General features: G+C 43.7%; 17 protein-coding genes and 1 tRNA gene. 9 read left to right on the top strand and 9 right to left on the bottom strand.

The features are described 5' to 3' along the window. The 3 genes from K5R16_RS20990 (at position 1) to K5R16_RS20980 (ending at position 1,425) form a co-directional block, all read left to right on the top strand. Positions 1–77 (top strand) — tRNA-Asp (locus K5R16_RS20990). Between the two features lie 604 nt (positions 78–681). After that, a complete protein-coding gene (locus K5R16_RS20985; RefSeq protein WP_220740227.1) occupies positions 682–936 on the top strand; it encodes a YkgJ family cysteine cluster protein in 255 nt (84 codons plus the stop codon). Positions 937–975: 39 nt separating this feature from the next. After that, the gene (locus K5R16_RS20980) at positions 976–1,425 is read left to right on the top strand and encodes an Rrf2 family transcriptional regulator (RefSeq protein ID WP_220740225.1); all 450 of its coding nucleotides are present in this window, start codon (positions 976–978) and stop codon (positions 1,423–1,425) included. On the opposite strand, the gene K5R16_RS20975 is transcribed toward K5R16_RS20980, so the two are convergent. Genes K5R16_RS20975 through gpmM form a run of 4 tightly spaced genes read right to left on the bottom strand, consistent with a single transcriptional unit; the run spans position 1,411 to position 6,081 of the window. Beyond that, complete coding sequence (locus tag K5R16_RS20975; RefSeq protein ID WP_220740223.1) at positions 1,411–2,154, bottom strand: divergent polysaccharide deacetylase family protein; 744 nt, start codon at positions 2,152–2,154, stop codon at positions 1,411–1,413. The genes K5R16_RS20980 and K5R16_RS20975 overlap by 15 nt on opposite strands. An 8-nt stretch (positions 2,155–2,162) precedes the next feature. Beyond that, entirely contained in the window at positions 2,163–3,368 is a 1,206-nt protein-coding gene (locus K5R16_RS20970) for a S41 family peptidase (RefSeq protein ID WP_220740221.1), read from the bottom strand. Between the two features lie 33 nt (positions 3,369–3,401). Continuing rightward, positions 3,402–4,535, bottom strand: a complete 1,134-nt coding sequence (locus tag K5R16_RS20965; protein WP_220740219.1) for a murein hydrolase activator EnvC — start codon at positions 4,533–4,535, stop codon at positions 3,402–3,404. Between the two features lies 1 nt (position 4,536). Further along, complete coding sequence (gene gpmM, locus K5R16_RS20960) at positions 4,537–6,081, bottom strand: 2,3-bisphosphoglycerate-independent phosphoglycerate mutase (protein ID WP_220740217.1); 1,545 nt, start codon at positions 6,079–6,081, stop codon at positions 4,537–4,539. 237 nt (positions 6,082–6,318) lie between these two features. On the opposite strand from gpmM, the gene K5R16_RS20955 reads away from it, so the two are divergent. The 4 genes from K5R16_RS20955 to K5R16_RS20940 all read left to right on the top strand — a co-directional run bounded on the left by K5R16_RS20955 (position 6,319) and on the right by K5R16_RS20940 (position 9,799). Continuing rightward, positions 6,319–6,753, top strand: coding sequence for a rhodanese-like domain-containing protein (locus K5R16_RS20955; RefSeq protein ID WP_020910308.1), 435 nt, complete (start codon positions 6,319–6,321; stop codon positions 6,751–6,753). A gap of 223 nt (positions 6,754–6,976) precedes the next feature. Continuing rightward, positions 6,977–7,462 carry a protein-export chaperone SecB gene (secB, locus tag K5R16_RS20950; RefSeq protein WP_020910309.1) on the top strand — a complete coding sequence of 162 codons (486 nt, stop codon included), beginning with the start codon at positions 6,977–6,979 and terminating at the stop codon, positions 7,460–7,462. Between the two features lie 4 nt (positions 7,463–7,466). Next, positions 7,467–8,483, top strand: a complete 1,017-nt coding sequence (gene gpsA / locus K5R16_RS20945) for an NAD(P)H-dependent glycerol-3-phosphate dehydrogenase (RefSeq protein ID WP_220740215.1) — start codon at positions 7,467–7,469, stop codon at positions 8,481–8,483. A 131-nt stretch (positions 8,484–8,614) separates the two neighbouring features. Next, on the top strand, positions 8,615–9,799 hold the full coding sequence (locus tag K5R16_RS20940; RefSeq protein WP_220740213.1) for an NAD(P)/FAD-dependent oxidoreductase: 1,185 nt from the start codon (positions 8,615–8,617) through the stop codon (positions 9,797–9,799). A gap of 80 nt (positions 9,800–9,879) precedes the next feature. Here the strand turns inward: K5R16_RS20940 and K5R16_RS20935 are convergent, their stop codons facing one another. The 3 genes from K5R16_RS20935 to K5R16_RS20925 form a co-directional block, all read right to left on the bottom strand. After that, the gene (locus tag K5R16_RS20935; RefSeq protein ID WP_220740211.1) at positions 9,880–12,012 is read right to left on the bottom strand and encodes a TonB-dependent siderophore receptor; all 2,133 of its coding nucleotides are present in this window, start codon (positions 12,010–12,012) and stop codon (positions 9,880–9,882) included. 441 nt (positions 12,013–12,453) lie between these two features. Continuing rightward, positions 12,454–13,485 (bottom strand): AraC family transcriptional regulator, encoded by a 1,032-nt coding sequence (locus K5R16_RS20930; protein ID WP_220740209.1) that lies wholly within the window; start codon positions 13,483–13,485, stop codon positions 12,454–12,456. Beyond that, entirely contained in the window at positions 13,486–14,355 is an 870-nt protein-coding gene (locus K5R16_RS20925) for a diguanylate cyclase domain-containing protein (RefSeq protein WP_248975693.1), read from the bottom strand. Positions 14,356–14,766: 411 nt separating this feature from the next. Between K5R16_RS20925 and K5R16_RS20920 the strand changes: the two genes are divergently transcribed. Continuing rightward, positions 14,767–17,505 carry a TonB-dependent receptor gene (locus K5R16_RS20920; RefSeq protein WP_220740206.1) on the top strand — a complete coding sequence of 913 codons (2,739 nt, stop codon included), beginning with the start codon at positions 14,767–14,769 and terminating at the stop codon, positions 17,503–17,505. A gap of 14 nt (positions 17,506–17,519) precedes the next feature. Beyond that, positions 17,520–19,364 (top strand): phytase, encoded by a 1,845-nt coding sequence (locus K5R16_RS20915; protein ID WP_220740204.1) that lies wholly within the window; start codon positions 17,520–17,522, stop codon positions 19,362–19,364. 61 nt (positions 19,365–19,425) lie between these two features. On the opposite strand, the gene K5R16_RS20910 is transcribed toward K5R16_RS20915, so the two are convergent. Together K5R16_RS20910 and K5R16_RS20905 are read right to left on the bottom strand one after the other, a co-directional pair. Further along, entirely contained in the window at positions 19,426–20,745 is a 1,320-nt protein-coding gene (locus K5R16_RS20910; RefSeq protein ID WP_220740202.1) for a hypothetical protein, read from the bottom strand. A gap of 716 nt (positions 20,746–21,461) precedes the next feature. Then, positions 21,462–21,608 carry a hypothetical protein gene (locus tag K5R16_RS20905; protein WP_020910328.1) on the bottom strand — a complete coding sequence of 49 codons (147 nt, stop codon included), beginning with the start codon at positions 21,606–21,608 and terminating at the stop codon, positions 21,462–21,464. Between the last annotated feature and the right edge of the window lie 40 nt (positions 21,609–21,648).

The raw sequence follows: 21,648 nt of genomic DNA, 5'->3' as shown, positions 1-21,648 counted from the left end.
GGAGCGGTAGTTCAGTTGGTTAGAATACCGGCCTGTCACGCCGGGGGTCGCGAGTTCGAGTCTCGTCCGTTCCGCCAACATAAAGACGAAAGCCTCTACAGTAATGTAGAGGCTTTTTTCGTTGTGAGAAATAAAAAGCTAAATGCTCAATTGCTTTGATTGTTAGCCGCTGTGGGTTATTAAACTGACTCTACTAGGATTAGAAAGCACAAACATGAAGGCCTCTCTGCTTTTAGTTGAAAGCGCGTAGAGGCTTTTTGCGTTGTGAGAAATGAAAAGCTAAGTGCTCAATCGCTTTGATTGTCAGTCGCTAAGTGTATTAGGCTGAATCTACTAGGAGCCGGAAGCACAAACATGAAAGCCTCTCTGCTTTTAGTTGAAAGCGTGTAGAGGCTTTTTTCGTTGTGAGAAACAAAAAGCTAAGCGCTCAATAGCTTTGATTGTCAGTCGCTAAGTGTATTAGGCGGACTCTGCTAGGATAAGAAAGCACAAACATGAAAGCCTCTCTGCTTTTAGTTGAAAGCATGTAGAGGACTTTTTCAATATGGGAAAAGTAAAGTTGTATGCACTGATCACGAATTTGGTAAGATATTAACTTATTGCTAAACAGTATGTGATGTCATACCAACCTATTATCATTTGATAAATGTATAATGAACATTGCTAATTTAAGGTATGTAAATGAACTGTCGTTTAGGTTGTGGTGCGTGTTGCATAGCGCCTTCTATCACTACTCCTATTCCTGGAATGCCTGAGGGCAAACCTGCTGGAGTAAGATGTATTCAGTTAAATGACCGGAATTTGTGTAAACTTTTTGGCAAACCAGAAAGGCCTGCTGTATGTGGCCAATTTGCGGCAACTGAAGATGTTTGTGGTAGTAATACTGAAGAAGCTTTATGGCTAATATCTTCATTAGAACAGGCAACAAATTGCTAATTAGGCGTTATTTTGATCGTTTTTATGGATTGGTAAGCAATGCAATTAACTCGTTACACTGATTTTGGATTGAGAACACTTATGTACCTGGCTTTACATCCAGAGCGTGAGTCGCTTTTCCGCATTTCTGAAATTACCGATGTTTTTGATTTGTCGGCAAACCATATCTCTAAAGTCGTGCATCACCTTGGTAAGCTGGGCTATTTAAAGACAGTTAGAGGTAAAAGTGGCGGCTTTAAACTGGCAATACCCGCCAGTGAGATCAATGTTGGTGATGTGGTCAGAGCGCTAGAAAACTCACTATCTCCAATTGACTGCAGCAAGCCATATTGTTTGTTTACTCCTGCATGTAAGCTTAAAGGCGTATTGGCAGAAGCGGTTAACGCTTATTTGGCTGTGCTTGATGGCTATACGCTAGAGATGATCGTTACTAACAATAAAGAGCTAAAGTCGCTATTGCCCGACCTTTCTATCTCAATCCTGCAGTAAAGCAGTATCACTTTTACTTGTAATGCTAATAGGCAAAAGCTTTGACGGTGGTACGAGGGCAATGTCAGCTTGTGCTAGCCGGTGTAGATTATTATTTAAGAACCTAAGCGTTTCTGGGTAAGGGTGAGCAATAACAACGACATCTGTTTGTGTTTGCGTAAGCTTTATCGCTTTTTGAAATTGAAACTCTAAACCCGCATCCGTTTTGTCATTATCAAGAAAAATAGTCCTTTTTAATAAAGGTACGCCAACTTTTTCTGCAACTGCACCCGCCTGAGTGTATTTGGTTGTCACACTGTCTATAAAGTATATGTCTCGTTGAAGAAGTGCATCCATTACCCAATGCATAGGTTTATCTAGCTGGGTAAGTAAACTTCCCATATGGTTATTGGCGCCAGACGCAAAAGGCACGCTATCGATAGCTTGCTGCAGTTGCTTTTTAAAGTCTTGCTCTGACATCGTATTGGTTAAGGCACCTGGACCAATCGTTTTGCCGTTAAGCGCCTGCATAGGTAGGTGCACTAGTATCTCGCTACCTTGTTGGTGTGCTTTAGTGGCGACAGCTTTACCCAAAGGCGTGAGTGGTAACACCGAAAGGGTCACGCTAGGCGGCAGTGCTAGCACTGCTTTGTCAGATTGACGATAACCTATATCGTCAATAATGATAGCAATCCTTGCTGCAAATGAACTTGAACTAAATAGTAGAAAACAAAGTAATAGATAGCGCACTGTATTGGTTATTTTTCTGTTTTAATCCAGGCTATTGCTGAGTTAACAAGCTTATCTTCAGCAATATCACCATGGAGTGAATTTGCATCGATTATAGGCATACTTTCATCACTTGTTATAGTCTCTAGTGCCACTTTTATATCCGGCTCGATCCCTTTTGAGTGTATATCTTTGCCATTTGGAGTGGTGTACTTAGCGATTGTGAGTTTAATGGCGTTGCCTTCTGTCAACGTGGGTATAAGGCTCTGCACTGTACCTTTACCAAAGCTGGTTTGGCCGATAAGTTTTGCTCTACCATTTTCTTGTAGTGCAGCAGCAAGTACTTCAGATGCTGAGGCAGAACCTTTATTGATCAGCACTAACATAGGCACACTTTTAACCATTGTTTGTGGTGAGGCATAGTAGTCAGAGTTTGCATCAAAAAAACGCCCCTCTGTGGCAACAATTCTTCCTCTGTCTAAAAATATATCCGCTATCTGTATCGCTTGATCCAGCAACCCGCCTGGATTGTTTCTGAGATCGAGTATTAGCCCGTTTAGAGGTTTTGCCTGCCACAGGGCGAGTTGTTTGACTAAGTCTTGAGTTGAGTTTTCTTGGAAACTAGACAGTCTTATATAACCAATTTGATTATCTAGGAGTTGTGCTTCTACAGAGTTGATTAAGATGAGGCTTGGGCTAATAGTCACCTTATAGGTAACCTCTGAGTTCGCCCGTACAAGCTCTAAGTCAATCGCTTGTTTATCGTAGCTGTGCTGCTTAATTTCATTAAGTAGGGTTTCTAGTTTATCTGCTGTAACGAGCTGCTGATTAAGCTTAACCACCCTATCACCGGGCATGATACCTGCCTGTTCTGCGGGTGATTGTGGGAAGGGGGTCACTATGGTTATTTGGTCGTTATCTGTTGCAATCTCAACTCCGAAACCATAATACTCGCCGTCATTACTTTCTTGGATGTTCGAGAAAGCTTGTTTATCTAGAAAGCTAGAATAGGGATCTAGCTTGGCAAAAATGCCCTCTATTGCGGCTTCGATGAGCTCTTCTTCGGTGAGTTTTTTGACGTAGTAGGTTTCTATGGTATCGATGACGTCGAGCAATACAGGATAGTCTACTCGAGTTTTGTATTGCTGAGTATGTTCTTGGCCGAACAAAGTGAGCGATAGACCCAATGCTAAACCAGCGGTTGCGAAACTAAGATTACGAATAATGCCTGACATATTAACCCCTTGTATAAAATGGGGTTTCTGTGCCTACCGCTTACAATACCTAGCAGGATCGACCGCTTGCCCCTTATGTCTTACTTCAAAGTATAGGCCAGACTCGGTCTGTCCACCTGAACGACCGACTAATGCGATGGATTCTCCCTTACTAACCGAGTCCCCTGCAGACTTTAAAAGCGTTTGTGCATGGCCATAAAGGCTCATATAACCTTTGCCATGATCAACAACCAGCACCATACCAAAACCACGTAGCCAATCGGCATAGATAACCTTGCCGCCTGCAATCGCTGCAATGTTTTGCCCTTCGGAAGCAGAAATAGTGACGCCTTTCCACTTTACTTGGCCTGAACGTCTACTGCCAAAACCAGACTTAATGCGCCCTTTTGTGGGCCATTTGAGTTTACGTTTGCTGGATAAGCCGTCTAGTGATGGGTTATTTTTCATCGCTAGCAGAGCTTGCTCTACAACTCGCTTTAAGCTGGCTTCTTCAATCTGAAGTTGCTCCAGTTTGGCACCGCTGCTTGTTAGGGTTCGCTGCAGCTGGGTCAATGTTTGCTGTCGCTGTGATTGCTCTTGGTCTAAGCGCTTTGCTTGCTGTTGTTGCTCAATCGCTAACTTGTTGAGTCTAGTTTGGTTCTGTTGCTGTTTGAGTTTGACCTCATCCAGTTCAATAATGGTGGTTTGTAGCTGTTTAATTGAGGCGATACGGGCGTTATTTAAATACTGATAGTAGGCTAACAAACGCTCTATGCTGGCAGGAGATTGTTGGTTAAGCAGCATTTTGCTGTAGTCATGGTTACCTGCGAGGTATGCACTAGCAAGTTGATTTGATAATGTTTTTTGTTGAATGATTTTAAGTTTGTCTAGCTGAGTATATTTAACACCAAGCTCTGCTAATGCTTTATCTATACCGGCTAAATCTTGTTTGGTTTTATTAACTTTTTTAGCCGCAGTAGCAATCGCTTGCTCATCTTTCTTAAGCAAAGAGATTAAGCGCTCCCGCTGCTTATTGGTATCCTTCACCGCAGATTGTTGTTTATTAATCTGCGTCTGAATCGACTTAAGTTCAGATTGACGACGATCAAGATCGGTCGCCTGGGCTGATAAAGGCAGTGATATAAAGCCAGCAATAATGCTGGCTTTGATAAAAAGTCGAATGGTCATATTACTCTTTGAGTTTAATTATCGCTCGGCCTGTCATCTCTTCAGGCACTTCTCGTCCCATCAAGGTTAACATAGTCGGCGCTAAATCACTCAAACGACCGCCTTTTTCTATATCTGCATCACGACCTACATAGATAAGCGGTACCAATTCACTGGTGTGCGCGGTATGCGCTTGGCCAGTTGTTTCATCGGTCATCTGCTCAGCATTGCCGTGATCGGCGGTAATTAAACACTCACCGCCCACTTTATCGAGTGCTTCGACAACTCGACCTAAGCAGCTATCAACCGCTTCACAGGCTTTAACTGCAGCATCAAAGTTACCGGTATGACCAACCATATCGCCATTGGGGTAGTTACAAATAATCACGTCGTAGTCGGTAGACTCAATTGCAGCCACTAATTTGTCCGTTAGTTCTGCCGAACTCATCTCTGGCTGTAGGTCATAAGTCGCTACTTTTGGAGATTGGACTAAGATGCGGTCTTCGCCTTCGAAAGGTTCTTCCTTGCCACCGTTGAAGAAGAACGTGACATGAGCATACTTTTCCGTTTCCGAAATACGCAGCTGAGTCATATTCTGATCTTGTAAGGTTTCGCCTAAGGTGTTGACCAAATCCGTCGATGGATAAGCGATAGCGGCATCAATATCTGCTGCGTATTCGGTTAACATCACAAAGTTTACTTTCGGAGTCACTGCGCGTTCAAAGCCATCAAAATCTGCATTCACAAAGCTGCGAGTAATTTGACGCGCACGATCGGCACGGAAGTTCATAAAAATTAACGCATCATTGTCTGCTAATTTGGCAATATTGCCATCAGCATCAGGGATGACCGTGCTACCAACAAACTCGTCATTTTCATCACGAGTGTATGCCGCTTCAATACCCTCTATAGCAGTTGCTACTGTATGTAGTCCCTTACCTTCGGTAATAAGCTCATAAGCTTGTGAGACACGATCCCAGCGGTTATCTCGGTCCATTGCATAGTAGCGGCCAATAAGCGAAGCGACTTGGCCTGTACCTAATGTTTTGAACATCTCTTCAAAGTGCGCTAAACCTGCTTTTGCACTGCGAGGAGGGGTATCGCGACCATCTAAAAAGGCATGAAGATAGACCTTAGTTGCACCGCGTTTAACGGCGAGGCGGCACATCGCTTCAATATGGTCTTGATGGCTATGAACACCACCTGGCGACAATAGTCCCATAATATGCACAGCACCATTTATCTTGATAGCATCATCAATAGCTTTAGTCAGTGTTGGGTTGGTATCGAATTCACCATCATCGATAGCTTTACCTATACGGGTGAGTTCTTGATAAACAATACGGCCAGAACCTATATTGATGTGGCCAACTTCAGAGTTGCCCATTTGGCCATCTGGTAAGCCAACATCAATACCAGAACCAGAGATTAAGCTATTTGGATATTGTGCATTTAGCTTGTCGAGAACAGGAGTTTTTGCATGAAAAACAGCATTTTCTTGCGTATTTTCACGGTAACCCCAGCCATCGAGGATCAGCAATGCCAACGGGCGTTTGCGTGTCGTCATGGTAGTACCTTTAAGTTTGAAAGAATAAGATTAAAATTTGAATTGGTTAAATATTACTACCAATTGGGGTTCGGCATAAAGAAATTTACCTAGATTGTGGTTATCGTTTTAGTTATACCGCAGATTCAAAGCCTGTTGTCATGCACGTTACGTGACTAACATTCTGTATTCTGCCATAGCAATGGTATACTCTGTGCCTCATTATATTTGGGCCAATTAAAAGTAGGCAGTTAAAGCATGCAAGAATATATGGAATTTTTTAAAGCAAACCCGATGTTAAGTTTAGCTTGGGTTGGTTTATTCGTTGGACTGATCGTTATGGTGTTCAAATCTAGCGTATCAAAAGTTAAAAACGTTAATCATCAAGAAGCCACATTGCTGATGAACAAGCAAAGTGCAAAGGTTGTTGATGTACGCGGAAAAGAAGAGTTTAAGAAGGGTCATATTGTTGATGCCGTAAACCTTCCTTTAGCGGATATAAAAAATAATCAGCTCGGTACCCTTGAAAACGCAAAAGGCAGTCCCATTATAATGGTATGCAACGCTGGCATGACTTCGTCTCAAGCGGCTCAACTGATGGTTAAGCACGGTTTTGAAAACGTGAATAACTTGAAAGGTGGTATGGGTGAATGGCAGTCAAATAACTTGCCTGTTTCTAAGAGCAAAAGATAGAAGTGTCGGTGTAGCCATTGCATTATTGTTAAGTAATTGATTAAAGTGTCACGCTTAGCATTAATGGTTACCGGCAATGAATTGAGGGATTACCCTCCAAAAAAGCGTCTGTTGACTAAATAAATCAAAAACTGGGACAGCTATTTGGGTTGTTACCCAAATAAGTAAACCCTGAGACTGGCTCTTTTGAAGTAGCCTCACAAACTTTTTAAGGTAGGAAATTATGGCTGAAGTAGCTAACAACGAAGAACAAGCACCACAATTCAACATTCAACGTGTTTACACAAAAGATATCTCTTTTGAAACACCAAACAGCCCAGCTGTTTTCCAAAAAGAATGGACTCCAGAAGTTAAGCTAGACCTTGATACTCGCAGCAACAAGCTTTCTGACGACGTATACGAAGTTGTTCTTTCTCTTACTGTTACCGCTAAAAATGGCGAAGAAACAGCATTCCTTTGTGAAGTACAGCAAGCAGGTATCTTCGCAATTACTGGTCTTACTGAGCAGCAACTTGCACATTCTCTAGGTGCTTACTGCCCTAACGTTCTTTTCCCATATGCTCGTGAAGCAGTTGGTAGCCTAGTTAGCCGTGGTACTTTCCCACAACTAAACCTTGCACCAGTTAACTTTGACGCGCTATTCGCTCAGTATGTTCAACAGCGTCAAGCTGCTGCCGCTGAAGCGCCTGCAGAAGAAGCTAACGCTTAATAGCATGGAAAACACTGCCGATATTACGGTACTGGGGGCGGGCTCTTATGGCACCGCCCTTGCTATTTCTCTCGCGAGTAATGGCCACAGAACCTTGCTTTGGGGGCATGAACCCGAGCACATTGAAAACCTAAAGAACGACAAGTGTAATCAAGAGTTCTTACCTGGTATTCCGCTTCCTGATTTACTTATCCCTGAATCCGATCTAGCAACAGCACTTGCTGCATCTAACAATGTGTTAGTGGTTGTGCCTAGTCATGTATTTGGGTTGGTGTTAGCGCAAGCTAAACAGCTGTTACGTAAAGATGCACGTATTGTATGGGCGACCAAAGGTTTAGAGCCTGAAACGGGTCGTTTGATACAAGATGTGGCGCGAGAAGTATTAGGTGAAGCCTTTCCACTTGCCGTTTTATCAGGACCTACGTTTGCAAAAGAGCTCGCTGCTGGCATGCCAACAGCAATATCTATCGCAGGTACAGATCCGCAATTCACTAATGATTTAGTTGAATTGTTGCATAGCCCTAAGCGTTTACGCGTTTACGCCAACGATGACTTTATCGGCCTCCAATTGGGTGGTGCGGTGAAAAATGTTATCGCTATTGGTGCGGGATTATCTGACGGTATCGGTTTTGGTGCCAATGCTCGAACAGCATTGATCACTCGTGGTTTAGTCGAACTAACTCGTCTCGGTGAAGCGATTGGTGCGCAAGCATCGACCTTTATGGGGATGGCAGGATTAGGTGATTTAGTATTAACGTGCACCGATAATCAATCTCGTAACCGTCGTTTCGGTTTAGCGCTCGGTAAAGGCAGTGATGTTGAAGCCGCGCAAAAAGAGATTGGCCAAGTTGTCGAAGGCTATCGTAATACTAAAGAAGTCTATACATTAGCAAAACGCTTAGGCGTTGAAATGCCAATCACTGAGCAGGTTTACCAAGTGCTTTATCAAGGTAAATCACCAGTGGATGCAGCTAAAGAGTTGTTAAGTCGCGAGAAAAAATCTGAAACATCGGCAGAGTAAACTCTGTTAACCATTGCTATGAATGTGGTGATGGTACAAACATAAATAAGGGTGCTAAAATAGCGCCCTTTTTTGTGCCTTGTGAAAGCTAGGCGCTGTACAGCAAGCTAAGATGGTTTAGGAGTAAGCGAGTGGAACATCATGACGTTATTATTATCGGAGCGGGTGCTGCAGGACTTATGTGCGCTGCAACAGCGGGCTACCGTGGTCGTGATGTATTGGTACTCGACAATGCTAAACAAGCCGGTAAGAAAATTCTTATCAGTGGTGGCGGTCGTTGTAACTTCACCAATCAAAAAGTAGAGCCTGCGAACTTTCTCTGTAGTAATAGCCATTTTGTAAAGTCAGCATTAGCGCGTTACCGCTCAAGCGATTTTATCGAATTAGTTGAGCGTCATGGTATTGAATACCACGAACGCGATCATGGTCAGCTATTCTGTAACGACTCAGCCAAAGAGATTGTTGCTATGTTGCTTACTGAGTGCGAGTGGGCAGGTGCACAAGTCAAACTGCGCAGTGAGATTAAATCTATCAGTAAAAATGCCGATAGTCAGTTTGAAGTTCATACCGATAAAGCACAGTACACTTGTGAGTCACTAGTCATTGCGACTGGCGGGTTGTCGATGCCCAAACTGGGCGCGTCACCCTTTGGTTACCATATCGCTGAGCAATTTGGTCTTAAAGTGTTGCCAACTCATGCGGGCTTGGTGCCTTTTACTTGGCATAGTGATCAGAAACAGCGTTTTGAGCCACTGTCGGGTATTGCTGTACCGAGTACTATTACTGCTAAAGATGGTACTCAGTTTAGTGAAGCACTGCTTTTCACCCATCGTGGCCTTTCTGGCCCAGCGATTCTCCAGATCTCCAATTATTGGAACCCAGGAGAAGCCATCAGCATTAACTTGTTGCCCGGTAAAGATGCCCGAGCAGAGATAAAGCAACTGCTCGATAATAGCCCCAAGCAAAGTCTGCGTAATGCGCTGGCTTTATGGTTACCAAAGCGTTTAGTTGAAGCATTATTTGATGAAGCTCTGCTCAATAAAGCACTCAATCAATTAGTTCATGCCGAACTCGAACAACTTGCGTTGGATCTTGAAGCTTGGTCTATCGTAATGAATGGCACCGAAGGTTACCGCACCGCAGAGGTCACTTTAGGCGGCGTTGATACTGACGAGCTATCGTCTAAAACCATGGAAGCCAAAAATGTTTCTGGTCTATTTTTTATCGGCGAGGTGATGGATGTAAGCGGCTGGTTGGGAGGTTTTAACTTCCAATGGGCTTGGAGCTCAGGTGTTGCGGCTGGGCAAGCGGTATAGCTCCAGCGTAGAGACAATCAATATAGATAAGGCTTCGCATGACGAAGCCTTATTTTTTGCTGTTATGTTAAAAAACTAACCTAGAAAGTATAGCCTATATCTAAGCTGAATGAGCGACCTGGGGCAGGGACTTTTCCTGCTGGTGATACATCTAATCCTCTAAAGAAGTACTCATTATCAAACAGGTTGTTGACTGATAAACCTAGCTTTAGGCCACTATCATTCTGTTTAAATAATTCTGTAGCAATGTTGAAGTTAACCACAGTGTATTTGGGTATTTCACCCGCTGTTCCCGATACGTTTTCTTCAACCGTATTAGCTAAATCGGCAAATGACTCACTGTAGTAGAAAGCCATTAGCCCTAGGTCAATATCTTTAATGCTGTATAAGGCACTTGCTGATAGTTGATGCTTTGAGGCGAAAGGTAATTGATTACCTGCATATTGTCCTTCGAGTTGTTCGGTATCTAGGTAGTTATAGGCGCCTGTTAGTGTGAGTTCTGGCAATGACATCGGCGAGTAAGTCCCCTCTAACTCAATACCTTGGTTTTTAGTCTTACCGATATTAACGAACATGCTGATATCTCGGCTGTACTCTGCTTTATTCTCAAAGTCGATTCGGTAAGCAGCCAAGTTTAAGTTGCTGCGCGCTGTTGGGGTAAAGCGTACACCGGCTTCATAGTTCCACGATAACTCTGATTCTAATGTTTGCCCTTTAGGCCACAGTTGTGAAATTTGTGGGGTACGTAGTGAGCGCTGTGCATTGGCATAACCAAACCAAGTGTCGGTGAACTCATAGCCGACAGTAATACCCGGTAGCCACTCCTGCACATGGTTATCTTGGCTATAATCTTGTCCGACGTTGGTGAACGTCATGCGTACATCTTCGTAGCGGATCCCCGGCGTAACTGACAGCCTATCATCAAGGAAGCCAATCTTATCGCTGATGTAATATGCTATCGCATTGGTATCCATCTGCCAGTCACGAGGACGGACAGCGACTTGGGTTGTGTTGTCGATTTGGTTTAGTTGGTAGCTAATGTCTTCGTTAACATAACGTACCCCTGCGATGATGTGTTGGGAAATATCGCCATCGAGCAGCAAACTGGCTTTGGGTTCAATGCCGAAAACAGCGAATTCACGCGGGGAATTACGTAAGTGTGTTGCGTCTTGAGTAGTGTCTGCCCAATGTGAGCCTAAGTCACCGTCAGTGTCGCTATTTTTGTTATAGAAGTCCCATTGAAAATTACGCTTACTTTTATTGCCAAATACGGTTATGTCAAGTTCACCGTAGTCAATGGTTTTTGAGTCATCAAGTACGTGGTTGTAGTTGACCGAAATGCGTTTGGTATCGGCTTTAAACTCATCATTAGGGCGTAATGACTGATTGCGGTCTTCATCGTATGCCACTGAGTTCAGCGCGCCGGGAAGTTCGGAAAAAGCATCGTAATATTGCAGTGTTGCATCGAGGCTATTTTGTTCATCGATGTTCCAGACTGTTTTTAACATGATGTTGGTAACGTCAGTATCGGAGTGGTCTCTAAAAGATTCGCCTTTGATAAGGTTGGCGTCTAAACGCATAGAGAAATCTTGGTTAACAGCGCCACCAGTGCTGATATTAGTGTCATACAGGTTGCGACTATCACCAAAGAAGGTGATGCGCTCATTAAGGTTAGTTTGCCAATCTTCTGAGATAGGCTTTGATACTAAGTTAATGACACCACCAACGTTGTTGGGGCCATATTGAATTGAAGCGCCGCCACGAGCAACATCAATCCTATCAATCATAAACAGTGTTGCTGGGAATAATGATTGACCGGTATGACCGTACGGAGCAAGAGTCATCGGGATACCATCTAGCAGGATCTGTGCATAACCACTACGACTGCTATCTAAGCCGCGTACCGAGATATTGGGTAATACACCTGTACCAGTTTCATCTTTAATTTTTAGCCCGGGAACTTGTTGCAGTGCGGTATCAATGGAGCGCACTGCTGTGCGCTCTAATTGCTCTTGAGTGATGATAGAGCGGTTACCAGTGTAGGTCTTTAGATCGGCAACTTCTGAGTCACCCAGTAAACTACCTGTGACGACAATGACTTCTGTTGCTTGCTTTTTTTCACTTGCCTCAGCAAAGACAGTCGAGCAGTACAAGCTGCTTGAGATAGCGACTGCAATCGTGCTCAAGTTGAATAATTTTTTGCGGTTTAACATATGTTTCCCTACGTTTTACTTGGTATTTTTGAGTGCTTTGAATGACTTAAATATCCAGCAGACTTTTCTAAGATTTCTATGACTAGAAATTTTATGAGTCAGCTCCTTAATTGAAATGAGAGCAGGTTCAGTATTGAGTTGTACAAGCAATTAACTTGCGGATAATCGCAGGTAAATCACCGCTTAAATGCGGGTGATAATTATTATCGTTTGGTTGGGCGAGATCAAGCTATTTACATGTAAAGGTTTAGTTGTATGTTTTTTAGGGTTATACGTCTATCTATCAATGTTTTACAGTTGATCGCGTTAGGGTGTTTGTCTAGATTAAAGAACTATGTAAATCGATATTCCGACAGCGCTTAGCATTTTCGAATTAGAGCATGTTCGAATTAAGTGTCTGTGATGCTCTAATCCCCGTTACCTCTGCAGTGGTATAGTCGTCTAATAAACGTTGCTCAACCAATACTTAAATTGGCTGGGGAGTTGTCCGGTCCAGCGCTTAAACGAGCGTCTAAAGTTATTACTGTCAGCAAAGTGCAATTGCTTGGCGATGGTTAAATTACTTTCGCCTGATACAGCTAGCAGGAAGATAGCTTGTTGCATATTGGCTTCATCTTGTAACTGCTGAAAACTGATGTCATACGCTTTCAGGCGGCGTTTTAAGGTTGCTGGGCTTAGGCCTAAGGATTCCGCAACTTGTGGGAGTGTATAGCAACGTGTTTTAGGCCGAGTCAGTAATAAACGGATATAGGCGGGAAGCCCTATTTGATACTTGGCCGCTTGCCTTTGTTGATTAACTTGTTGCCTAGCGAGCTTTAGTCCCTGTGAGTTTGCTAGCTCGAACGGATCTTGTCTTGTGGTCGCATTGTAACTAATGACGCAGATAGGTTGATTAAATGACAAGTCATGACCTAAGTATTTGTAGTATTGGTCTAATAATTTAGGCTCGGTGTAAGGTAGGGCAAAATGACCTTGCCACGCTTGATGAGTCAACCTCTTATAGGTTGATACTAGGCTTGAAAGTGTTAATTCAGTAAAGAATCGCCGCTGGCGCTGGGCACCGATATCTAGTTGCAGCAATAAGTGTTGCATCTGCTTTGTACGCCAATGCCAGCCTTGAAGCCAAGGTTGGCTGGACCAGTGATACCTATGCCAAAAGTGCTGCATTTGCGTAAGGCTATTACAGCAAAAAAGGCCATTAGTGAGTGGGCCGCTTTGGACAGGTAACCATTGCTGGCCAAGTAAAAATGCTAAATCATCTCCCGGCCAAAGCGCTATTGCATTGTCGATTAAACTCATGAGTTGAAGAGGGCTGATCATGTGCTCTATCAGTTGCAAATCCTGCTTGAAAATTCCAGTTCCTTTCAGTAAACGGTCTACATTGAGCCGTCTATATTCGAACATCGCCACAATACTGGCTGCAAGTAATTGGCTATCAATACACTTGTCTTGGGCATAGGCGATGGGTTGCATCTAAATAGCCTGAGGCCAAGTTCTTGCTTGTTTGACACGCTCCATCTGTTGATTAATCTGATTGATCAAGCCGTCAGTATCCAGCGGGTGCTGCTCTGTATCTGGGTCGAAATGAATATAAGCACTGCTGGCATGGCAACCAAAATGTGCGATAACGCGTTGTAGCTCTGTTGCCATCGCTTGCGAGAATGGTGCAGAGCAGTTAGGCAGCAATATAATGAAACGGTCACCAGCAAAACGGCATACCAAGTCTTGGGAGCGTAGTTGGCAGGTGAGCATCTGCGCAATATTAGTAAGTAGCTTATCCCCTTGATTAAAGCCGTCGCGCTGATTTATTTCAGAAAAATTATCGATGTCTAACATGATTAAACTTAATGGCTTACTGCTGTTGAGGGCTATTTGGTGGCGAATCGCCCGGGCATCATAAATTTTAGTCACTCGATCAACGAGTTTGTGCTGGCGGAAAAACTGTTCTCGAGTGCGTAGCTGTTCATTAATGGTGATCTGTTCTTCGCGCCACAGCCATATGCCAGCTGTTAATGTCAGTAAGCCGATAGGTGTGGGCAGCTTTTCAATCAATGCGAACCAAGCGGGAAGGCTGTGGTTAATAAAAAACTCATCGAGCAGATCCATATAGCAGCCCAGGCTATAACCCAGTAAGCCGAAGATTAACAGTTGCGTGACTTTACCACCTGGTCGTGCCTGCAGTACCAATGCTAGCCAACTTAATCCAAGCAGCAATAAAGCGCCCTCGGTAGCCACATCGAACCAATCGATGTTCGCGCCAATTTTGGTCTCGCCCTGCAACAGACAAAGACTGAGTATTATGCTGCTAAGTAAGATGATACCTAGGGTAAATTTTGAGGTCACAAACCTGAGCATGCTGTATTTGTTCGTAAGCCGAGAATTGCATTTAACCTACTGCTATTTCATGACGACTTTATGAACCTGTAAGTAGTCAAATTAGCTCAATGGATAGTCAACGTGGGAGAGATTTTTTTAATATTAAGGCCACTTTTAGGCAAGGCAAAGTGTGCTTTCTTGAGTTTAATTCTTTTTATACAGCAGCTTAACTAGGATTGGTTTGGCCTTTTAATTGATTCAGGATTAAAGCTAGCAGCCGTAACGGGTAGTCAAAATAGCTCATTTACGGCCAAAGTCGTTGAAAAACAGCCTTTTTCTCGCTGTTCAGATCTGGACGTCACCTTACTGTCATCTCTCTATTTTAGATTTGCCTGCAAATCAGCCATATAACGCAAACAAAAATAGGGATCTAACAACATGAAGCCGCTCGGTTTGCTTTCACCACTTTACCTCGCGCTATTTGCTACCAGTTTGGCTTTTCCATCCACATCATGGGCTGGAAAAGTTGAAGGTGCAATTACTGATGAAGCAACAAAAATGCCATTACAGGGGGCACTGATCAGTATTAAGGAGCTAAATCTTAAGCAAGAGTCTGGTAGAGATGGTCGCTTTTTCTTTCAGGAAGTCCCAAAAGGGAAATACACGTTGGTGGCCCAATATCTTGGAGGCTCGACATACACTCAGTCTCTTATCGTTGGAGAAGTGAGTCTTATCAATGCTCAAATTGAATTGAAAGGGCAGGGCGTTGAGCATATACAGGTTGTTGGTCAACGCGGCTCATTGAGTAAATCTTTAAACCGTCAGCGGGCTGCAGATAACTTGGTGAGTGTATTGTCTGCCGATGCGTTGGGTAATTTTCCGGATACTAATATCAGTGAGGCTCTGCAAAGAGTACCGGGGATCTCAATTGAGCGAGATCAGGGTGAAGGTCGTTTTGTGCGTATTAGGGGCATGGCGCCAGATTACAATGCGGTATCGATGAACGGTACCCGACTGCCGTCACCCGATAGTGATCGCCGTGCAGTGGCACTCGATGTTGTTCCTGCAGATTTACTGCAGTCTGTTGAGGTGACTAAAACCTTAACGCCAGATATGGATGCAGACTCATTGGGTGGCGCTATTGAGGTTAAGAGTTTATCTGCCTTTGACCGTGATGATACTTATGTCAATGTCAGCACCGAGGGCAGCTATGACGAAATGACAGGCAGTATCAACCCTAAACTTGCGGGTAGCTATAGCGATATTTTTCAAGACAACATCGGCGTAGCGATTGCTGCCAGTTGGTATAACCGCGATTTTGGTTCTGACAATGTAGAAACCGGTGGCAAATGGAGCTTTGATGAACCGGCTACGTTAGAAGAGGTAGAGCAGCGCGATTATCAGATTAACCGAGAGCGTGTCGGACTAGGAGCAAACCTAGATTTTAGGCCTAATGACGATACCGATCTGTTTCTGCGCACACTTTATAGCAGCTTTGTCGATACTGAAACGCGCAACGGTAATGAAATAAAATGGGAAGATAGTGCGCTTGCTGATACACCTGCAGCGGCAGAAGCAACTCGATCACTAAAATCTCGCGAGGAAGACCAAGCGATATACTCTATCGTATTAGGTGGTGAATCTCGGTTCGACACTTGGACGTTTAATTATTTAGCCAGTTGGAGTCGCGCAGAGGCGGATAAGCCCCGTTATATCGGCGGTGCGGACTTTGAGGGTGAGTTTGATGAAGTTGCCTATCAAAATAGTGCAGTGCCAATCATCACAGCGGAGGAAGGTTTCTACAATGCAGACAACTACCTGCTAGATAAAGTTGAAATAGCGGAATCTAATACTGTCGATACGATGGCATCAGCCAAGTTTGATTTAAGCAAGACTTGGCTGCTAGCAGATAGGCCTGTAGCAGTTAAATTTGGCGCAAAATACAGTGCCCGTACCAAAGAAAATCGAGAAGATATTTGGATCTTCGAGGATTTTGATGAGCAAGGTATTACTGAGCAACAACTATCCATGAGTCAGTTTGCAGGCGCGCAGCCTGATTACAATCTAGGGCGATTTGGTCCCTCTATTGAAGCCGACCCTGTGTGGAACCTGGTTAATGGCATGGATAGCACGGTTGCAAAGGATGAGATTGAATCACGGATCAATGACTTTGATATTGATGAAGATATTAGCGCTGCTTACGTGATGGGGCACATTGATATCGATAACCTGCGCCTGCTCGCTGGGGTGCGTTATGAGCATACCGCGATGCAGTCGCAAGGCTCTGGCTTTGATGAAAGTAAAGATGAGTTCATTGCTAATAACACTGACCGCGATTATCAGCACTGGTTACCAGGCATTCACCTTAACTATAAGTGGAGCGATAAAACGGTGCTGCGAGCATCTTGGAGTAACACCATTGTGCGACCTACTTTTGGTCAGCTAGCGCCAGGGTTTCTTATTGAGCAAGATGACGATGAGCTAGAGGCCAGCTTTGGTAACCCAGAGTTAGCAGCGTTAGAGGCTATGAACTGGGATATCAGTATCGAGCACTATATGGGCGGGCTTGGCGTTATCTCTGCCAGTGGTTTCTATAAAGATATTACTAATTTCATCTATGAGGCTGATCTGGGTGGCTACGGTAAATATCAAGATTTTGATAGCGCAGAGACTTTTGTAAATGGTGATGATGCCGACATTCTTGGGCTTGAGCTCGCTTATGTACAGGAGTTTGGCTTTATGCCTGAGGGCTGGAAGGGTCTGATCTTTACCAGTAACCTAACTCTGAGTGATTCCACAGCGCATATCAGTTGGCAAGATGACGGTGTGCAAGGTCGTGACATTCCACTGCCTAGCCAGTCGGAATTAACCGCTAACGCCTCTTTTGGTTATGAGAACCCTTACGTCAGTGTTCGCCTCTCTGCTGCCTATAAGTCTGAATATCTGGTTGAGGTTACAGAACTTGATGATGCCGCTTTTGATATCTACCAAGATGCGCATACCCAGTGGGATTTTGTTGCTAAAAGCTTCATCACTGAGGACATTACCATCTACTTCAAAGCAATAAACATTACTGATGAGCCTTTCTACGCTTATACCGGACAAAGCCGTTATAACGCCCAATACGAAGAATATGGGCGTACTTTCCAACTCGGTATTCAGTTCATCAATTATTAAGCCTAGGAACTCACATGATTAATCATAAAAATATAGTGGCCTTGGCCATAGCAGCTCTTGTTAGTAGCCCGTTAGCTGCCCAAAATCATAACGATGTACAACAAAACAGAACTATTTTGCAGGGAGCAACCGCCGCCAGTGAAATGGCAATTTGGCAGCAAAGAGCACTGTTTGCCAGTGAACAGCATGGATTAGTGTTGGCAGATAAACAGCAGTTAAATGTCATGGTCCCTGGGCAGTTTGAGTATTTAGCTGTGCATGGCGATACCGCACTGACTTACGACACGCAAATCGATCAAGTGCAGGGGATCCGGTTAAGTCTCAGCAATACTCAGCGTTTATCATTGCTACCTAAACGAGCATTTCAAGTGGAGTGGCTCTGCTTACAGCCTCGGCGAGTGGATGACAACCTCTATGCTTGGATCGGTGACGATGCTGGTCATTCTGAGCAATGGTTATTATCGTCAGGTGGAGAGTGGCAACCACAGTTGGTGCGCAGTTTGGCAGTATCGATGGGCGCCTTAAAATGCGCTGTCGATGATAATGAACAGTTGTATGTTCTCGACAATCATCAGGGTGTTTGGCGTTATCCCGCGGCGCCGCATATGGCAGAAGAGTCAAAGTTGGTGAGTTATATGCCTGATAACCAGTTATCAGGATTGGCTTTCGATAATGGCAACATTGTGCTGATGGATCAAAGCGGGCGAATTTTTGATATTGACGGCAGTCAAATGGCGACGCCTTTCAAAGGCCGCGAAGCGCTCGAAAGCTTATATGTAGCGGAGAAACAGCTTTGGGCTTATTCAGATGATGACGATCAATTCTATCAGGCAAATTGGCAGCTAAAAACCAAACCAACATCGACCATGAGTGAGCGAATAAAAGAGATCCCCACTGCAGTCGAAAGTGATATCTCTGATAGAGCGGGCGATACCATGGATGATCCTGCAATATGGGTTCATCCAACCATGCCAGAAAAAAGCCGTGTACTAGGCACCAATAAACGCTGGGGATTATTAAGCTTTTCAATGCAAGGTGAACAGTTGCAAACCATTGCTGCAGGTCGGGTAAATAATGTCGATATTAGACAGCGAGTATTATTGGGCGACAAGTATCGTGATATAGCTGTGGCCAGTAATCGTGACCGCAATAGCTTAAGCATATTCAATATCAATGAGCATGGAAAGCTAACGCAATTGGCTGAACAAGCAACAACGTTGACTGATATTTATGGCCTTTGTATGTATCAACCTAGTGAGGATGAGTTGTATGTGTTTGCGAATGAAAAATCAGGCCTGGTCAAGCAGATAGCATTAACGTGGCAAGGTAACCATCTTAAAGCGACAGAGGTACGAGAGTTTAGTGTACCAAGTCAGCCTGAAGGCTGCGTTGCTGATGACCTCAACAAGCAGCTATTTCTTGGCGAGGAGAATGTTGGCATCTGGGCATTTAACCTTGATAGTCGCTCTACTAAATTAACTGGCGAAATGATTATTAAAGCAGGCGGGCCGCTGGTGGCTGATATAGAGGGAATATCGCTGTATCAAACCAATAATGAAACAGGTTATCTGGTGGTATCTAGTCAGGGAAACGATAGTTATTTGCTGTACAAGAGTACTGCGCCGTATAGCTACATTGACCGTTTCCGAATAGGGATTAACGGCAAGCAGGGGATGGATGGGAGCGCAGAAACTGACGGACTCGATGTAACCGCGCACTCGGTGGGTCGTGGAGTTTGGTCGCAAGGTATGATGGTGGTTCAAGATGGTCGTAATCGAATGCCGGATCAAAACCAAAACTTTAAATGGGTGCCTTGGAGTGAGATAAGCCAAACGTTGCAGCTAGAACGTAAAGATTAGTGTTCATGTACTTGGCCACTAACAAGCTCGTGTCTTGTTAGTGGCATTCTTTAATTAGGCTTTATGGCCTTATGAAGTTTAAGTTTTCTTCTATTTCACCGTCACCGTTTTCGTCAACACTTAGGGTTAATACATCATCAACCACGGTTAAATAAAGTCCTAGACTGCTATCGGTGGCAAAGTCATTGAGCCCAGCTTCTGCATTTCCATCAAAGGTTTGGCTTACGGTAACACGATTGGTATCTGTGTTTATGCTGTAGGTTCCCCATTCCATGCCTGACTCTTCTTCAGCCTCATTGGCATCAACTCCTGCTTGAACATAAGTGCCGTCAGCATAGAAGATAAACATCAACAAACCGTTTTCATAAGCTTCTCCATCGATATCATGGATTATCCATGCACCCAATTCGTTGCTGCTATTAAGCGCTGCAAAATTAAGGGTTTCATCAATAGTACCGTCGGCGTCATCATCAACAGTAATACGTAGCTCTTCATTGGTGACAGTGGCGAATAATTCTGGCGCGCCAGTATCGGTGGTCAAGTCATTGAGGCCTACGTTCTCATTATCATCAAACTCTTGGACTGCGGTAACTCTATGAGTCTCACTGTCCCGTTGGTAGGTGCCCCATTCCATGCCTGAATCTTCATAGTCGTCATCTGAGTCGACTTCAAAAATAACGTAAGTGCTGCTATCAATGAATATGATGCTGAGCAAGTCATTATCGTCATCTGTCGCATTCCAGCTCCCGATGATCCCCATCTGAATATCTTGTTTCTCTAATTCTTCAGATAAATGTTCCAGCGCAGTCTCAGTATCGATTAGCTCTGACACCGCGGTATCTTGCCCCCCATTTTCAATGGTTGCTTGTACTGCTGCTGAGGCCGCAAATTCAGTTGTCGACATGCTGAAGTCAACTGGTTCTGCGCTATCAATCGCCGTTTGGGTGATGCTAATGCCATTACTTGGATCACCATCTTGATCTAGGGTTTGCAGTAGTCTGGCCATATTGATTACAGCGGTATTGGTGACATCATCGGTTGCGGCAATATTTAGAGGAGTAACGATGCCAGTAGCAGCTGTTGCTGGAAACTCTAAGCCTCCAATGAAGAAAGTAACCGTTTCACCTGCTAGGTATTGATATTTTCCTTCTACATCGGTGGTACCGCTAAGTGTTTCGGTTCGATAGCCAATGCCGATAACAGCGCTATCTAGAAACACACCTGTGTCGGGTGTAACTGTTACGGGTACTGGTTGTGGTAACGTTTCTGGCTCAGGATCATCATCACTGCTTCCACAGGCTACGAGAGTTAATGAAATTAATAAAGCGGTAGTGATTGAGTAATTAAAATTGGAATTACAGGCAAGACTAGACTTAAACATATCAAGCTCCTTTACAGATCTAGTAAGTCGATTTGCTGCTGTGCTTCATGCTTAGAATATCCATCTCCGAAGCGACAACATAATTGAGTTCACTTTAGGTTTAACACATAAATTTCTCGAAAAATTTATGTCATCACCAAATTCAAGACATTTCAGTAACTTTCATATTTACAGCCGTTGCTGCAATTTTGAATCAACTACTTAGGAGGTGTTTTGTCTATTTTGGTAAACTTGGCTTTGGGTATGGTGATTTCAATTTTTTGCTAAAAGCCAACTTCATTCGATGCCGATGACCACTTTTTCTGCTGCTCCCAGTTTTACTGTTAAGTTTTATGCTCCCCTATGAGAAGGCCTATTTTTGCGCTGTGTATTGCCGAAAAATTTCTTATAGCGAATTTTGTTCGCCTGAACAGTCGGGAGATCTTAACGGATGTGGATATTGGGATATTACTTATGATGTTTACCGGTTAACAATATCGACTGTCATGAGGTTTATTGTTGTATCTCTGATGCTTTAAAATAACTTTCAGATGATTCACTTTTAGTGAATATATATTTAGTTATTGGGTGAAGTTAAAGCAAGAGGTTTTCTGAGGTAGTATCGATAATATTTTAACAGTGGCTTAATCTATAAAGAGTATGCTGGAAATGAGGAATTAAACATGAACACTTGTTTTAAAACCGCTCCAATTATTAATGCTTGAAGCGGCTTTTACTCAGTTATAACCAAGAATATAACTCGGTGTTTCATCTTCCTGCTCGTAGGTGTATAGCAGGCTTTCATGCAGTGTCGAGTCCTCTTCTGTGGTTTTTGAATGTTCAATTTCGCCCTGTTTATAGTTATTAATGATATATTTTTCCATTACAACGTCCTTTAATTTTACTAGCGCTCTCTTTATATAT

Source organism: Shewanella sp. c952, from assembly GCF_019654975.1.
In the GTDB taxonomy this organism is placed as follows: domain Bacteria; phylum Pseudomonadota; class Gammaproteobacteria; order Enterobacterales; family Shewanellaceae; genus Shewanella.
This window is presented reverse-complemented; position numbering and strand designations above follow the sequence as displayed.

Coding starts and splice junctions, on each gene's coding strand:
- gpsA (WP_220740215.1), top strand. CDS start 7,467: ATGGAAAACACTGCCGATATTACGGTACTGGGGGCGGGCTCTTATGGC.
- K5R16_RS20910 (WP_220740202.1), bottom strand. CDS start 20,745: ATGTTTAAGTCTAGTCTTGCCTGTAATTCCAATTTTAATTACTCAATC.
- K5R16_RS20955 (WP_020910308.1), top strand. CDS start 6,319: ATGCAAGAATATATGGAATTTTTTAAAGCAAACCCGATGTTAAGTTTA.
- K5R16_RS20915 (WP_220740204.1), top strand. CDS start 17,520: ATGATTAATCATAAAAATATAGTGGCCTTGGCCATAGCAGCTCTTGTT.
- secB (WP_020910309.1), top strand. CDS start 6,977: ATGGCTGAAGTAGCTAACAACGAAGAACAAGCACCACAATTCAACATT.
- K5R16_RS20920 (WP_220740206.1), top strand. CDS start 14,767: ATGAAGCCGCTCGGTTTGCTTTCACCACTTTACCTCGCGCTATTTGCT.
- K5R16_RS20965 (WP_220740219.1), bottom strand. CDS start 4,535: ATGACCATTCGACTTTTTATCAAAGCCAGCATTATTGCTGGCTTTATA.
- K5R16_RS20935 (WP_220740211.1), bottom strand. CDS start 12,012: ATGTTAAACCGCAAAAAATTATTCAACTTGAGCACGATTGCAGTCGCT.
- K5R16_RS20980 (WP_220740225.1), top strand. CDS start 976: ATGCAATTAACTCGTTACACTGATTTTGGATTGAGAACACTTATGTAC.
- K5R16_RS20930 (WP_220740209.1), bottom strand. CDS start 13,485: ATGCAACCCATCGCCTATGCCCAAGACAAGTGTATTGATAGCCAATTA.
- K5R16_RS20985 (WP_220740227.1), top strand. CDS start 682: ATGAACTGTCGTTTAGGTTGTGGTGCGTGTTGCATAGCGCCTTCTATC.
- gpmM (WP_220740217.1), bottom strand. CDS start 6,081: ATGACGACACGCAAACGCCCGTTGGCATTGCTGATCCTCGATGGCTGG.
- K5R16_RS20905 (WP_020910328.1), bottom strand. CDS start 21,608: ATGGAAAAATATATCATTAATAACTATAAACAGGGCGAAATTGAACAT.
- K5R16_RS20970 (WP_220740221.1), bottom strand. CDS start 3,368: ATGTCAGGCATTATTCGTAATCTTAGTTTCGCAACCGCTGGTTTAGCA.